We start from the raw sequence: 14,886 nt of genomic DNA, 5'->3' as shown, positions 1-14,886 counted from the left end.
CCTTTCTACCTCTTGTATTCGATTGGCTTTGATATTTTAACAACACCAAGTGCTGATATGAAAATCACAATAGCACACATGGTTAATACCAACTTACCAGATGTGTGAAAAATTAGAATCTCAAACCACGTTCGGTTAATGAAATACATGAGCGGAATGTTACAAATCAAAAGTAAAACCATTGTGATATACTCTTTTACTGGTTGGTATAAAAGAGCATCTAGACGTACACTTACAAGACGTATATTCGATAATTTCTTTACAATCGGTAATAACGTACTCTTTAGTGCTCCATCCTCTTGACAAGATATAATTGCATCACACCATTCCTTAAATACTTCATTATCAATTCTACCTTTCATATCAGACAATAGCTTTTTTATATCAGGATTTAATAGATTCGCTTCTAATACAAATTGGTCAAAGATCTCTTTGACTGGTGGATTAATATACTCCTTATTCTCCGAAATAGCGGTTATGATATCTTCACATCGAATATAAGATGACGTTACAATGGAAAGAGCAGTTTCTAGCTCATTATTGATTTGCTTTTGCAATCGAATTCCTAAGTACTTCACATAAAGGAATGGCAGCATACACATTCCCACACATAACACCGGTGCCAAATAGTAATTCGATATCGTAAATCCAAATAATAAACCACCTACAGATAACGAAAGTGAGAGGACACATATTTTAGAGAAGTCTTCTTCTTTGCCACTTGTTTTTAAGGTATGTAATGCATCTTCAATTAAGATCATTAAGCTATTTTTCTTTTTCTTTCCTGATGCTTCTAAGATTCGATCTCTCAAACATTTTTTACTTCGAAATAAAGTTCCAATATCCTGGATAAACTCTAGCACATCAATCTGAAATAAGATAAAGCATCCTAACAGCAATAAGATAAAGGAAGTAACTTTAAATAATCCGATCATATCACTTCCTCCTTATTTACAATCAATTCCAAGAGATCTTCTGATACTGCCTCTTCAATTAATAAGTTCTTAAGATTCTCACTGATTTCATGTATTTTTTCAAACTTTCCTTCTAATGCAATTACATTGCCATTTTCATCTTTCTTTTCTTTCAGAACACGGTAACGAAATAATGTGACTATTTTGGTTTCTCCATTTTCATCTTGTACACACTCGGTAATCTCTTTCACTCGTCGAATATTGTCTTTATATTTTTTGATAAATACTACAATCGGAAATGCATTTTTCGCCTTATCAATCAATGACTGATTATCCATGTTGGTATTCCCTTTACATAAATCCGCCATTCTAGAATAAGTAGCCCTACAACTATTAGCATGCGTCGTTGTAATAACGGTATGGCCAGTATTTGCTGCTTCTTGTGCAGCAAAGCTCTCTTTTCCTTTCATTTCGGCCACACATATTACATCAGGATTCATAGTAAGAGCAGTTTCTAATAACTTTTCCTGATCAATTACTTTCACCGGATCATCTGATTTCTTAGTCCTTGTATGTACTACATTATTTAATACCTTCCCATTTTTATCGGTTACTACTAAATTAAACTCTCTAACATCCTCTTCAATCGTAAAGATTCTTTTCTCATATGGTATTGTTGTAAGTAAATAACTCATTAACGTTGTCTTACCAGAGTTCGTCTCTCCAGTGATACACATTGATGTACCATTTTGAAGTAATACCTCTAACAATGTAATCATTTGGTTCGTTGCGGTACCGTTTGAAATAAAGTTCTCTTTCTTTAATTGTTTTGGATTAACAATTCGAAGAGATGCAGCAATCCCAACATTAGAATCAATTACCCCATCCCCCATTACGGTAATACGTATCTTACTTGATAAATGACCTCTAACAATTGGTCTAGATTTATCTAAGACCATTTTCGATTCTCGACTCAACAACCTTCTTATGATATTCTCACAATGCTCTGGTGAAAAAAAATGCTCCTTGGAACTTTCAATTCTTCCATTGGAGTAATTTATTTTGATATCATTCCAGGCATTAATATTAATCTCTTCAATATCGTTTCTACTAGGATCTAAGAAAGGATTAAGTATTGAGAACTCTGTCATTTCATTTATTAAATTCTGAATCGTATCTTCTGAGGACATACCTTTTGCTCGAAGTTTATGATCAAAGAGATATTTTTTTATATGATTCATCATTTGCTCTTTATTATCTGCATTCTCTTCGTCTGTAAATAAAGTTGAAAAATTAGTAGTCAAATAGGATTGTACTTCATGTAAAACCTCTATAAACTCCTTTTCCCTATTTTCTTTCTCTTCAACAAATTTATTATTCAATGACATCACTTCTCTTTCTCGGAATCTTTAATGACAATTTCTTGTGTTCCTTTGGTATTTTCTCTCTTTGTTTCTTTTCCTCTTTTTGATTCTTTGCTTTTTGGGGTAGTTCAAGTTCATGACCTTCCTGGCTTTTTTCTTCCACAACATGATCATTTTTTTGTATCATTTGCATGATTCTTTCTATCCCATTCTTATAATTCAGACAACTTTTGCTTGAATCGTTTTCTAGTAATCTTCCTTCTAACATCTGTAATTCGATTTCCTCTAGATAAGGTAGCTCTGCATCCATACCATATTTACTTACTGCAACATCTTTCGCTTGATAACTCTTGATCTTTGATAAAACTCTAATATGATTTTCCTTTTGATATCTACTATCCGATAACAATGGAAGGTTGGAATCAAAAAAAGAGAAAGCTTTTGGTGTAGCTTCTCCTAATCGTATCACATAATCTGACATTTCAAGTGCCACTGTTGTAAGTACGTTGTAACCAAATTCAGAAACACAATCAACAATGATGTAGTCCACCATATTTTTTAATTCCATATAGACTCTTACAATACTTTCTTTCGTATAGTCCGGGAATGAAAAAATATTTTCGCCTGGTTTATATCCTAAGACACCTAGTTCCCTAAATCTTGTTGGTATACATACTTTATAGATTTGACTTGCTCTACAATTTGGAGTAGTCCATAAATGTCCCATCGTTTGAAATTCTTTTTGAAAAGGAAATAAAATTTTCATATCAGGCGCTGCAGTGTCTGTAAGAATTAGTAGGACTTCCTTCTTTTGATTCACCAATTCGAGTGCAAGTTTGGCTGACATTGTTGTCTTTCCACTTCCTTGATTTCCCCACACAGCAATCATTACTCCATTACTCATTGGCTTTCCCCTTTTCCTTTGATGTATCTACCGTAGCATTATTAATTTCAGCTTCTTGGCTCTCTGTTTCTTGCTTCATTATTTCGATAATTTCATCTTGTTGCTGTAAATATTTACTTCGTTCCTCTTTACTACCTCTAAAAACTAATTCAAGATGAACCTTCTGGGTTGCTTCCATATTAGCTAAGGTTTTTGCTTGTGTTTCATTCACCAAAAGTGTAACAGTTGTTGCTAGATTATCCTCACTATCTTCGTTCTTACTTTTTGACTTTTCATCAATATCGTCACCTTTATCTGTCGTGCAGGCAAGAACTTGTACATATTTTAACTCAAGAGGAATGACGGTTTCCTTGTCATCGGTTACTAACACGCTTACAATGTCATTTGCAAAAAGCTTTCCGGATAGCCCAGCCGCAAAGGATTGTAAAGTGATACTAATCGCACCTTTATTTCCATCAAGATTTTGCAAATACTCATCTTTCGCTAGTGGTGTAACAGATAACTTATCTTTTATGACATTCTCATCCTCGTACATTTCACAAGTTGCATATTTTCCAATGACCTCATTCTCCTTTACTGCAACTCCTTTTGATAAATTATAACTACCTACCTCAACTTGCTTCACCATGTCTTTACTGATTAGTTGCCCTTTTTCAATGTACTTCGTGACACGCACAACCTTTGTCTTTGCTTCAAGTGATTGGTTGTATAAAGGTGTAAAGATAAAACAAATCAAAATACCTAATACAATCGCTACAATTCCAATCACTGTTTTACTCTTTAATCGACTCATTTACTTCGTTCCTTTCTGATAAAGTCAGCTTCTACCTAATAGAAGCTGACTATTGTAAATTATGAAATACCCTACTACCAGATATGGTATAAGAGGAATCATACGTTGTTTATTACTTAACTTTTTGCATTTGCGAATAAAAAAAAGGATGATCACAAGAATCAATCCAATTACTATACCAATGTAATTATTACAGAATCCTAAAAATACACCATTGGCAAATATAAATTTAATATCTCCCCCACCTAATTGGTTTGTTTTTATACCAATGTATAGAAAGGGAATTGTAATCACCAACGCTCCCAATACACGAATCAATAAATTACCATTAGAAAATAAAGATAATATTAGGATAACTATATGAACTTGGTTACTTACTTTAAATGTTTTACTATCCTGATATGCAGCATAAACTAAAATTACAATATAGCAAACATATAGTACAATTTCTTTCATACTACCATTCCTTTTTTGCTATGTATGGATATTTCTTTTGTGACTGTGCAAATCGTATCATAAATCGAATCTGGCTTACTACAGAAACATTACAATCGTTACGGACCACAAACAATACCGCAGTTGTCGGAACTGCGAGAAATAGAAAGATTGCCTTAATCTGACTCTTGGTTATTTGAAACACTATGAAAGCGACTATACCCGCACAGATTGTTGCAATAATAGTATAAACTAATTCATTTTTACCATACCCTTCAAAATATTCTCTTTCTCTTTTAATCCCTTGTGGAAAATAAAGTGAATCCTTCTCTATTTGTTCTTCCATGAAACACCTCCTAAAAATATCTCGTAATTAATTCTTTTAATGCTAGTGCTGAATTTGCTAATATTAAAAAAATAACAACATTCCTTATTTTTTTTAAATAACTTTTTTCTTCATCTGGATTTGAGTGAATCTGCAAAAAACAATACAATATTCTAGCGCCTGCACCTACATCACAGAGTAATACTATGTAATTAATTATTTCTTTTAACGTAGTCATATTTACCTCGCTTAGCTTACAAAACTTCGTATCATACTTGCTGTATGAACTGTTTGCGATGCTTTCTGCACAACACCTTGTCCACCGGAACTCATCATAATAAATTCACTCAAGAACTGTGGTGCTTTCATTGACATTAAAATCGCAGCAATGCCAAACATGAAGTTACCATTTATCATAAATACTAGAGATAGCTTCAAAACAAAGGTTTGAACTAATACCGTAAATACCTCCTGGATTATTTTTTTAACGTATGTTTTAAAGACTCCACCATCGGAATCAATCATTCCAACACAGGCAAAGGGAATTCCTGCTTTTAATATAAAAAGTTCTAAGCCCCTTTTAATAAACTGAAGCCAGAGTATGATGTACAAAATAAAATATACGATTGCAATAATAATCATGATTAATCCTTTAGCCAAGAAACCGGTTATGACCGCATATAACGCATCTTTATCCACTGCTAAAGTATTAATACTACCTATCATCTGGTTTATTCCATCCGTAGCAATATCTACGATAAATCCATAGATTGTATCAAATGAAATTGCTACGATAATTGCTTTAAAAAATCCGGTACAGAGTATGAACGGATCCATATCTGCATCGCCATCATTCCAAAGAATATAGGTATCAAAACCCTTCTTTAAAAATTTCAAAACGATTAAGTACAATGCAAAAGAATTTATAATTTTAAATAGGTCATCAAAATTCAAATTAAAATTACCTGACATGTATCCTTGTGCATTTAATGCAATGTCTACAATGTCACCTAAAAAATCATCAAATACACCCAAAGCTTCATTAAGCAAATTACTTAAAAAGCCTTTTATTCCATCGGTAAAAATATCTGTAATAAAATCCAACTAGCAACCTCCTTTTCTTAAGATTCGCTACTTTCTCCAATCTTATCTTTTGGGATTGAAGAAAGTAAACTACAATTCTCTTCTTAAGCTGTGTAGTTAAATAAATTCTTAACTTTGTCACTAATGGAAGGAAGGACAACAGTTTTCACAAGAGCATATAAACCCGCTAATACTAATGCTGCTAATACAATACCAATAATATATTTGGCCATCTCTTCAATAAAGTTACCGCTGTCCTCACTAAGCTTTTCCAGAACACGTTCTACTACTTTTGCTGCTTTGATTTTACCTTTAATCACTTTCTCATTTACATATTCTCTCATATTTGCTTCCTCCATATTTTTATTTAAAGTATCCAGTTATTACTTGAATCATAGAACTTACTAGTACTGCACCTACTACACATACTCCAGTGATTATTAATCTCTTATTCCATTGCTTTTGATCTTGTTCATCTGCAGCATTTTTACGAATAAAGAAATATACTGCGAATAATCCACCTACAATAGGTGATAAAACTAATAAAAATGCGGATACATCTCCTAATAATTTTATTAATCCTTTACCAAACGTACTGCCCGCAATCGATGAAGTCTCATCTGCGTGAACTGTTTTTTGACTTACACATAGATACATCAAAATAATTAAGTAAGTCATCTTATTTTTAATTACACCTGTTATTAACTTTTTATTGCTTTTCTTTAGCTCTTTCTTTCCTTGTTTCATTTTCTTACTCCTTTACAATGTTATATTTGTTATCAAAAAAAATCCGTCACGCGGGTGGACAACGTGCGGATCTTATCAGTTGTATATTAAGTTTCAACTTATCTTTCCTCCTTATAGTATCTAAGAATAAAATGAATCACTCGATGATTGCATTGCCATCATCTTAGCCATTTCTTCCATCTTCTTTCTTTCCTTTTCCTTTTGTTCTTCCTTGATTGCTTCTATGTACTGATCCCAAATTCCCCACAGTACTGGTTTACTGCTTACCTCTCGTCGGTATCTTATGTTACCTCTTGCAAGTCGAAGTCTTCGATTATGCTCTTTACTTCCAAGTCCTAATATAGAATTAAAACTCCAGTTGACTAGATCTGGCGCATAAAAAATAGCAGGATCGTTCCTGCTTGTTACTAACGAATATGGTCTTTTAATTTTCTTAATCTCATCAGGTGTAAGTAAATCTCTTCCTGTAAGGCTAATATTGTGCGATGAACTAGGATTGCTAAATTTTTGATGATTTGCACTCAAGGAATAAGTACTAATCGTATACTTTCCTAACTTTTCTGATAAGTCTTTTCTTGTATCTCCATCATCCGATTGAAGATATATCCAATTTTCACAGTTACTTTTAATAGTCTTAGCAGCTTCTTTTTCATAAATCTCATCTAATTGTGAAAAAGCTTGTAAGAATAAATTGAAACGAATTCCTTTGCCACCACCAACTGTCATCATGCTTGTAAAAGGTGGTATTTTTGCATATTGTCCAAATTCATCTAAGACAAAATTAAATCTTCTTTTCAATCTTCCGCCTCGCAAATCAGCTGCTTTACTTAACAATTGATATAACTGTGATACATAAAGACTTGCCAAAGTATAATAAGTTTTACGATCATCTGGGAGCATGATAAAAATTGCTGTTTTTTTGTTACCTATCTTCATGCAGTCGTAATCACTTATTGATGTCATTTCAGCAATTAACGGATTCGTAAATAATTTTAATGTCATAAGGGATGATGTGTAAAAACTTCCTCTTGTTCTCGATGGAGCTATCTCTCCAACTGCAAAAAGTGCTTTTGATGGATGATCATAAGGTAAATCCTTTGTATATTTATTTAATGGAACTACCATGACATTGCCAACCTGTACAGGTGTACACATTTGACTAATAAAGTAATATACATTTTGTAGATTCCGATATTTATGATTTTCAGGAGCACGATTATCGTAACATACTGCCATAATAGATCCTGCTATATTAGAAGCTTCTCCATCTGTCCACAATCTTTCTCCCTTTGGCTCACCCACCAACTGTGAGACCAGATCCCAGGTCGCATCAATTGCTCCTGGTATATCTTCCTGATCTATGCAATCAATGATAGGTTGTAAAAAGTTAAATCTGGTACTCATTTTTGGATTTTTAAAATCTATTAGTATGGTGTCATATCCTAAAGCTTGTAATAATGGCTTTGTATAATCATAGTTTTCACCTTTTGGATCAAAACACAGAATATTTTCAAGAGCCAATGCAAGAAAGCATAATGTCTGTATTACGATACATCTTCCTTTACCAGCTCTTGTGGCACCAAGAATTAATGTATGTACATCCTCATTAATATAATAGAGTAGTTCGCCTAACTTGTTATCTTTTTTTCCTAGTACCATCCCCCCTTCCATATTATTCAATACATTAATAGGAATGTTTTTAAAATCAAAATTTAAATCTGTTTCTTTTGGTCTAATTACTAAACTTTGATCTGTTAGTTGTTGAACTTTAATATCTATTTTCTCTTCAAGATCTTGTTTTAGATTTGAATCACCTTGACTATGTTCTAATTCATTTTGCAAATTAGAAATATCTTCTTCTAACTGTTCAATTCTCTGTAACTCACCCGATATATCGTCTAAAGCATGTTCTCTAAGCCAATCCATCAATGGATGATTCTTATCTATTAAACTAGTAGCAAAAACTTTTTCAAATTGATTTAGGTCGAGCCATTTAGCTGTACCACATTGGCCTTGCCCTGCAACCACTGGAGTTGAAATATCAGGTGTTACAATAATCTGTTTACTCTGATAATCCTTTGTATCCGATAGCATAAGAACCACAACGCATAACAAAAGTCCTAGTAATAAGCATAAAAAAAGCTTACTAGCATTTTTACTAGAAGCGACTATTTTAATAATCTCTATCATTTGATAGGATTCAAATCTTTTTTTAGACAACAATGTATCCAACAAAGCTGCAAAATATAATGATGCTATGATTCCAACAAATGATAGAAAAAGATATGGAATCAATTTCTTTAATTTCAATCTTTTCCTCCTTTTATTCTCTCTCCCAATCAATTCCCTTTCCTTTTTCTAATTCAATCAGCTTATCCTTTAACGCTTGTCCTTCAAGATGGCCATTGTTCCAATTATTCTGAAATGGATACTGATTGGTATCATTATCCCTCGTTAGTGAATCAATAATTTTCAAGATCTCTAATTTTGATTTTTCTTGTGCTCTAATAATACTTTCATTATTATTCTCTTTTACTTGCCGGTTAAGTGCAAATTGCTTTTCTAAGCTTTCTTTTGTTAAAGGTGTGTAGTTACGTTCTGGGAATCCTAATTTATCGCTATTAATCTTCTTTCCTTCTGGAGTTGTAAACGTAATATCTTTCCTTGTATCTTCCCATCGGACCTTGTATCCTAGTCCATTCATCATTGAAATGAATTCTTCCCGATTCAAAGCAACTTTTCTTACTGCTAACCCAGCATGTAACGTTTCTGCTTTCCAACTTCGTCCTTGCTTCTTTGCCCTGTACTCTCCAGAAGAAGTATGTTGATGCAAACGTGTATTTTCTCTTCTCTGATTTTTATCCTTTTTTGGTATAATAGATAATCCATGTTCTCTACATAATTCATCACTATAGTCCTTAAGTCTTTGTAAATCATTTGCTGATATATGCCATCTAATTCCATCATCCATGTTAACACTATTAATTACAAAGTGAGTATGCAAATGTTCTCGATCTATATGGGTTGCATAAACAACTTGATACCCTTGAAAGAGTTCATGGTTTAATAATTCATCAGCAATCTCTTTACATAGCTCCGGTGAGACCTCTTCTTTCTTAAAACTTTGTGTAAAGTGAATAAGTTGATCCGATTTAGATCTTTCCGTTGTAGTAGATGGAAGCTTATTATATAAGGCTTTGGTTAAAATAAATTCTTCATATGCAGTATCCGGATTACATCCGATTCCTCCTTTCAACCATTCATTTGTCTTTTCTGGTTTTAAAATATAGTTTATCAACCGTTTCATACTTCCTAATGATTTATAAGTGGTTCTCTTGCCCTCTGTATTCTTTTTACCATTAATAAATTCAATGATTGCCACCTTATCACCTACTTATGAATCTTATGATTTAAATCAACTAGCTTTTTATAGACATCTTTTAAAAGGATTGAAGTTTCAGATATGTCTGGAGATACAATTAATCCTTGATGACAAAGCATTGTTAACTGATTCAAATTATTACCAATTTTATGTAGCTCTTTTGAAAACTCTTTTAAATCCTCAATAATTATTATCTCCTTACCTAAACAACAACTTCGAACATACTTACTTAAGTCCTTCATATTTGCTTTCTTTGCATTGTCTAATATCACTTGTTTTTCTTTTTCATTAATTCTTAATTCAATACGCTTTAAGTTAGTGCTTTCTGATATAAGATAAGAGATTGGTACATCAGAGTCTTTTAGGCAAGAATATAGAACATATTCACTTTCCTTCATACTACATGCTTCTGCTCGTTCTAATACCTCTTTTTTTTGTTTCTCTGTAACTCTAGCACTTATTTTCTTATTTTTGATATGCTCTTGGTTTTGATATCTTTTTATCACTCTCACCTCAATTTCTTATCGTTCAAGTTCCATATCATTTTCACTATCAATCATACTTAATACATGAAGTAGTAATAGATCTTCCTCGGTATAAGTACGATTTATTGCTCTGGGTTGGAATTGCTTACAATACATATCACATTGTTCATCACTTAAAGATTTAAATTCACCGGATTCATAATCAGATCCCACCACAAAGAATGTTCCGCTTATTGGCTCATTATTAATAACCTGATTATGTGGTAATCCCATTATCTTTCCCACTTCATTTACTACAACGGTCACATCTTTTTCTATATCAAAACATTCGATATAGCCTCCAACAATCTTTTGCATTTTATCTAAATCATCTGAAATGATATCAGTTCTAGGAGTTTTTCCTGGTTCTACAATAACTATCTTCAATTTAGTTAGTTCTTCCTCTGTTCTTTCGTTTTTTTCCATTGTTTTTCCTCTCTATTTCAATTACTTCTACTTCTTGGTTGGGATATTTTATTTTCTCTAGTTCTGCTCTTCGTTCCCTCATTATCTCAATTGGTATTTCAAAATTTGCATAGCTGCTAACATCAATATGATTTAATAAGCCTATCAGAATCTCTGCCATTTGCGCCTGCTTTAGATTAGGTTCTTCTAAAATTGAAATATCCACCCCTCTCTCCAAACCAATACGCAACAAATGAATTTGGTGATGATTATAATCATCTAAGTACATGCTTAAATCTATTTCTTGTTCAAGACCTAAACGTACTTCTTTCATCTTCCATTCGTTATAATACTCTTTTGCATACTTGCTAACATCAATCCTAGAAAGTAACCCAAGAAGTATTTCTTCCTTTTGTCGATAATTAAACCTGCTATCCGAATAGGGTAGGATATCTACTCCTTTTTCCAATCCTTTTCTGATAATCATCATATCTTTCGAATGAATGAATCGATCCATATAAGCAGAAACATTTAATCCTGACTCTAATCCTAAACGTATTTCTCTCATTTGTGATTGATGGTAATACTTTTTTGCATAAAGGTTTACTTCTAATTTCTTTTTCATTCCATCTTTAATTTCTTGCCATTGTTCTTCACTAAAATCATTCCTATTTATATAGGCATACGGTTTTGACACCAAATAGTTCACCTTCTTTCCTATCTTTTTATTCTAATTCTAAAGCATCATCCAATTCTCTACACTCTGACTGCTCCATTGATGCAATGTTATCTTTAGTTTTCCATTCTTCACGACATTGTTCGTTTAGTTCTTTTACTCTTTGATAAATAGAATAAAGTTCTTTGTTGTCTCTAACATTCCTGAAGTTCTTAATTGGAACTGGAATAGGATCTTCATGTCTATAACCATTTATTTCATATATTGGTGTGTCATTAACGAAATAACATTCTAGCTTGATCACAAACACATCTACCGGTTTCCCTGTATCTCTATCTATTACTTTCATCTAATCTCATCCTTTCTAAAAAAATGCACAAAAAAACTTCTTTCAAATTATTAATGAAAGAAGTTTTTAATAATGCTCTACTTATTAAAAGTAACTTATCAATATTTTCACATACAATAACCGAATATTGTATGTAATAAATCACTGCTACTAAATGTTTCGTATATATGTCTATTATAATACTAATAATAAAACACAATTAATATGAAAAATAAGTTAAATCTCCACTTGAGTATTCTGAACCACTATAATAGTAGTTTAAAATATAATTATGTCCATATCCCATAGATGCTAGGTATTGCGAACCCCATTGTTTGAGTTGTCCACCTGCTCTACTTCCAGCAGAACCACTAGTACCAGCAGCATACTCAGGGAAAAATAATTTATATTCTGAATTTGACATCCCTAAACCGGATATTGAATTAAATGCATTGTTTGTTGAGGTAAGTTCTGTACTTGGTACATATTTTTGTGTCGTTTGATAAACATTAACACCCATTGATGGACTAACTGGATTAATTGTTCTATACCAACCAACCATTTTAACACAATAAGCGCCTGCTTTTAATGCTTCACTATTCCATGATGGAAACCATTCATTAGGTAATACATTTTTTATATATGTATTGAAATTAACCGTTTTAATAGCACCTGAACCAGTTAAATCCATTTTCACTACTATTGATGAAGGGTATGAGTAAAAAGTGTAGTAATTTAAAATTGGAAAACCAGATGACAATGTATTACTAATTTTATTTTCACTACATTTATCATCTTCATTCGAAAAATCCGAGTTCTGAATTTGAATTTTCTCAAATTTATCATCAAGTATTGGTTCATTATTAGCATTAACCAATAAACCATTTGAAGCATTTTCAACAACATTTAAAGCTGCTTTTTCTTCACTATACTCTTTATCTTTTTGATTGGCACTAGGATCAATTACTGTTTTTAACAAATCGTAGGATGGCCTATTGAACTGTGCTATTTTCATTTCACCATTTTCTTCTGCTATTACTATAAGAAAGTAATTTAATCCATTATAAAAAAATTCATTTTCAGTACTTACTTTACAATCAAGTCCAACTATATAAGATTCTATATTATTGCTATGTTGTAATATAGTAAACTCATTGGATAATAAATCATCCTTAACATTATTATTGTCTACTTTTGTGATACTCTTACATGTTACCTCTTCAATTTGTTTAACACCGTTAGTAATTGAGTTATCAGCAAAATAGTTTTGATAGTCTGCCTGTTCATCGTTAGGCATTAAACTTGTAAAAGTTCCCCAATCTTTTTTAGCAATTGAATCAACATATTTATTTATTAATTCAATTGAATCGTTTACATCAGCTTTTACGTAAAAAGTTGAAAACGAAGTAAATAGAGTGGTAATCATTGTAACAATAGCAATTATAACATAAGTTGATTTTTTTGAAGTCTTGTACATGTTTATATCCCCTTTCTGTTTTTTTCTATATTACACCATTTTTTGTAAATTTGCAACATTTTTTGATATTTACTTTTTTATCCATATCTATTGACAATAATAATTAATTAAGTTAAGTTATATTTATAAGTAAATTATAAGGAGATGAGTTTTATTAAAAAGATTTATAAAATAATAATTATTACTTTGACTGGATTTATTATACTAACTATAGGCACTTATAGTTTTAAAAATTATATACAAAAAGATAAAGGCATTGAATCTCATACTAAAATTGTTGTAAACAAACAAAATTTATTGTCAGATGAGGATCAAAATAAAAAGGCTGATAAAACTCAAATATATAAAACTGATTATTATACTGTTAATATTCCAACAACTTGGAAACCGGTAAATGAATCTAAATATGAAGTTGATTTTAAGGTAGATAAAAACATTATTGCTTCAATAGAAACTGATCCAAAGTATAGCCATGAGAAATCAATTGAATCGATAATAGCTAATCGTTTTGGTGTTCATGCATTTGCCAATAGTAATTGTACAGAAAAAGACTTCGGTACATATTCGATGAAAAAAGTAGTTGTCGGGTTTGAACTTTCAGCTGCAGATCAAATAAAAGGTGAAAAACAACCAAAAGATCAATTGCATTATTTCTTTACCTCAAACAAAGGTACATCATATGTTGATTTTTATATTTCAACTAACTTTGTTAATGAATCTGATGCTGATAACATTGCAGAGAGTTTAGTAATCAAATAATACCGCTTATATATGTCTTCATAAAATGGGATATCATCTTAATTGATATCCTATTTTTTCTTTGTATAACTCTATTCCAATTCAGACCTCTGTAGTTTCCACTATAATCTATATATTTTTATTATTTTGATAATCGTTATACATAGAGGGCTTGGGACACTTCCCAAATCTGGGATTCGGGTCTCCCGACAAGCTCTTTGTGCGACGTTAGCCGTACAAAGGGGAAGCTTGCCAGTTAATTAGCTAACTTTTTTCTCAATTCCATAAGCTCTGTAGATACGGAAAAGAAATCTTTTTGTTTCATAATATTTGCATATTCTTTTTTCTCAATCTCCTCTCTTTTCAGCGCTAGATCTCTAATTCCATTTCATTATCCACAAAACTAATATTCCATTCATTAGATTCTTGCTCACATGAACTCATTATTTCATGTAATAATCTAAGTTTTTCAAATTGTCTTACATCAACATCTAGTGATTCTGGCCGTCTTATCACATCAATAAGATTATTGTATTGTATATATTGATTTAACTTCTTTATTGATATTTCTGTTAGACCAGAGACACTCTGTACTAGATTTTGCTCCTTTATAACATTATTAAGATTCTGTAGTGCTATTTTAGTTTTATTGCTAATGCTTAATGAATCAATATTACTTAGTAGCATATGAAATCCAAATTCATTTATAATGCTTGCAATAATAAACTGTTCTTGGCCAACAGCTCCAATTAACTTGAATAGCCTAAAATTGTTCATGACCTTCTATACTC

19 protein-coding genes are annotated in these 14,886 nt (G+C 31.8%); 1 reads left to right on the top strand and 18 read right to left on the bottom strand.

Going from position 1 to position 14,886, the window contains the following annotated elements:
* Positions 1-5: 5 nt before the first annotated feature.
* From bsdtb5_RS04195 to bsdtb5_RS04115, 17 genes are all read right to left on the bottom strand, one after another.
* Complete coding sequence (locus tag bsdtb5_RS04195; RefSeq protein ID WP_271714804.1) at positions 6-935, bottom strand: hypothetical protein; 930 nt, start codon at positions 933-935, stop codon at positions 6-8.
* On the bottom strand, positions 932-2,296 hold the full coding sequence (locus tag bsdtb5_RS04190) for a CpaF/VirB11 family protein (RefSeq protein WP_271714803.1): 1,365 nt from the start codon (positions 2,294-2,296) through the stop codon (positions 932-934). Before bsdtb5_RS04190 ends, bsdtb5_RS04195 begins: the two co-directional genes overlap by 4 nt.
* Positions 2,289-3,182, bottom strand: a complete 894-nt coding sequence (locus tag bsdtb5_RS04185) for an AAA family ATPase (protein WP_271714802.1) — start codon at positions 3,180-3,182, stop codon at positions 2,289-2,291. The genes bsdtb5_RS04190 and bsdtb5_RS04185 overlap by 8 nt, the downstream gene beginning before the upstream one ends.
* Positions 3,175-3,975: a Flp pilus assembly protein CpaB gene (gene cpaB, locus bsdtb5_RS04180; protein WP_271714801.1), complete on the bottom strand. Its 801-nt coding sequence runs from the start codon at positions 3,973-3,975 to the stop codon at positions 3,175-3,177. Before cpaB ends, bsdtb5_RS04185 begins: the two co-directional genes overlap by 8 nt.
* A gap of 24 nt (positions 3,976-3,999) precedes the next feature.
* On the bottom strand, positions 4,000-4,431 hold the full coding sequence (locus tag bsdtb5_RS04175; RefSeq protein ID WP_271714800.1) for a prepilin peptidase: 432 nt from the start codon (positions 4,429-4,431) through the stop codon (positions 4,000-4,002).
* Between the two features lies 1 nt (position 4,432).
* The gene (locus tag bsdtb5_RS04170) at positions 4,433-4,756 is read right to left on the bottom strand and encodes a hypothetical protein (RefSeq protein WP_271714799.1); all 324 of its coding nucleotides are present in this window, start codon (positions 4,754-4,756) and stop codon (positions 4,433-4,435) included.
* Positions 4,757-4,766: 10 nt separating this feature from the next.
* Positions 4,767-4,973 carry a hypothetical protein gene (locus bsdtb5_RS04165; protein ID WP_271714798.1) on the bottom strand — a complete coding sequence of 69 codons (207 nt, stop codon included), beginning with the start codon at positions 4,971-4,973 and terminating at the stop codon, positions 4,767-4,769.
* 11 nt (positions 4,974-4,984) lie between these two features.
* On the bottom strand, positions 4,985-5,839 hold the full coding sequence (locus tag bsdtb5_RS04160) for a conjugal transfer protein TrbL family protein (RefSeq protein ID WP_271714797.1): 855 nt from the start codon (positions 5,837-5,839) through the stop codon (positions 4,985-4,987).
* 83 nt (positions 5,840-5,922) lie between these two features.
* A complete protein-coding gene (locus tag bsdtb5_RS04155; RefSeq protein WP_271714796.1) occupies positions 5,923-6,162 on the bottom strand; it encodes a DUF6133 family protein in 240 nt (79 codons plus the stop codon).
* Positions 6,163-6,181: 19 nt separating this feature from the next.
* Positions 6,182-6,565: an Mbov_0395 family pilin-like conjugal transfer protein gene (locus bsdtb5_RS04150; protein ID WP_271714795.1), complete on the bottom strand. Its 384-nt coding sequence runs from the start codon at positions 6,563-6,565 to the stop codon at positions 6,182-6,184.
* A gap of 120 nt (positions 6,566-6,685) precedes the next feature.
* The gene (locus bsdtb5_RS04145) at positions 6,686-8,875 is read right to left on the bottom strand and encodes a VirD4-like conjugal transfer protein, CD1115 family (RefSeq protein WP_271714794.1); all 2,190 of its coding nucleotides are present in this window, start codon (positions 8,873-8,875) and stop codon (positions 6,686-6,688) included.
* A 13-nt stretch (positions 8,876-8,888) separates the two neighbouring features.
* Entirely contained in the window at positions 8,889-9,947 is a 1,059-nt protein-coding gene (locus bsdtb5_RS04140) for a relaxase/mobilization nuclease domain-containing protein (RefSeq protein WP_271714793.1), read from the bottom strand.
* Between the two features lie 8 nt (positions 9,948-9,955).
* Positions 9,956-10,453, bottom strand: coding sequence for a plasmid mobilization protein (locus bsdtb5_RS04135; RefSeq protein WP_271714792.1), 498 nt, complete (start codon positions 10,451-10,453; stop codon positions 9,956-9,958).
* A gap of 15 nt (positions 10,454-10,468) precedes the next feature.
* On the bottom strand, positions 10,469-10,897 hold the full coding sequence (locus bsdtb5_RS04130; protein WP_271714791.1) for a DUF3846 domain-containing protein: 429 nt from the start codon (positions 10,895-10,897) through the stop codon (positions 10,469-10,471).
* A complete protein-coding gene (locus bsdtb5_RS04125) occupies positions 10,860-11,573 on the bottom strand; it encodes a hypothetical protein (protein ID WP_271714790.1) in 714 nt (237 codons plus the stop codon). Before bsdtb5_RS04125 ends, bsdtb5_RS04130 begins: the two co-directional genes overlap by 38 nt.
* 28 nt (positions 11,574-11,601) lie before the next feature.
* The gene (locus bsdtb5_RS04120) at positions 11,602-11,901 is read right to left on the bottom strand and encodes a hypothetical protein (protein ID WP_271714789.1); all 300 of its coding nucleotides are present in this window, start codon (positions 11,899-11,901) and stop codon (positions 11,602-11,604) included.
* A 199-nt stretch (positions 11,902-12,100) separates the two neighbouring features.
* Complete coding sequence (locus bsdtb5_RS04115; RefSeq protein ID WP_271714788.1) at positions 12,101-13,357, bottom strand: SpoIID/LytB domain-containing protein; 1,257 nt, start codon at positions 13,355-13,357, stop codon at positions 12,101-12,103.
* Between the two features lie 144 nt (positions 13,358-13,501).
* On the opposite strand from bsdtb5_RS04115, the gene bsdtb5_RS04110 reads away from it, so the two are divergent.
* The gene (locus tag bsdtb5_RS04110) at positions 13,502-14,116 is read left to right on the top strand and encodes a hypothetical protein (protein ID WP_271714787.1); all 615 of its coding nucleotides are present in this window, start codon (positions 13,502-13,504) and stop codon (positions 14,114-14,116) included.
* Positions 14,117-14,464: 348 nt separating this feature from the next.
* Here the strand turns inward: bsdtb5_RS04110 and bsdtb5_RS04105 are convergent, their stop codons facing one another.
* Positions 14,465-14,872 carry a hypothetical protein gene (locus bsdtb5_RS04105; RefSeq protein ID WP_271714786.1) on the bottom strand — a complete coding sequence of 136 codons (408 nt, stop codon included), beginning with the start codon at positions 14,870-14,872 and terminating at the stop codon, positions 14,465-14,467.
* Between the last annotated feature and the right edge of the window lie 14 nt (positions 14,873-14,886).

The sequence above is a fragment of the Anaeromicropila herbilytica genome (assembly GCF_016591975.1).
Taxonomy (GTDB): Bacteria; Bacillota; Clostridia; order Lachnospirales; family Lachnospiraceae; genus Anaeromicropila; species Anaeromicropila herbilytica.
The sequence above is the reverse complement of the archived record's forward strand: the minus strand, read 5'-3'. Positions and strand labels throughout refer to the sequence as shown.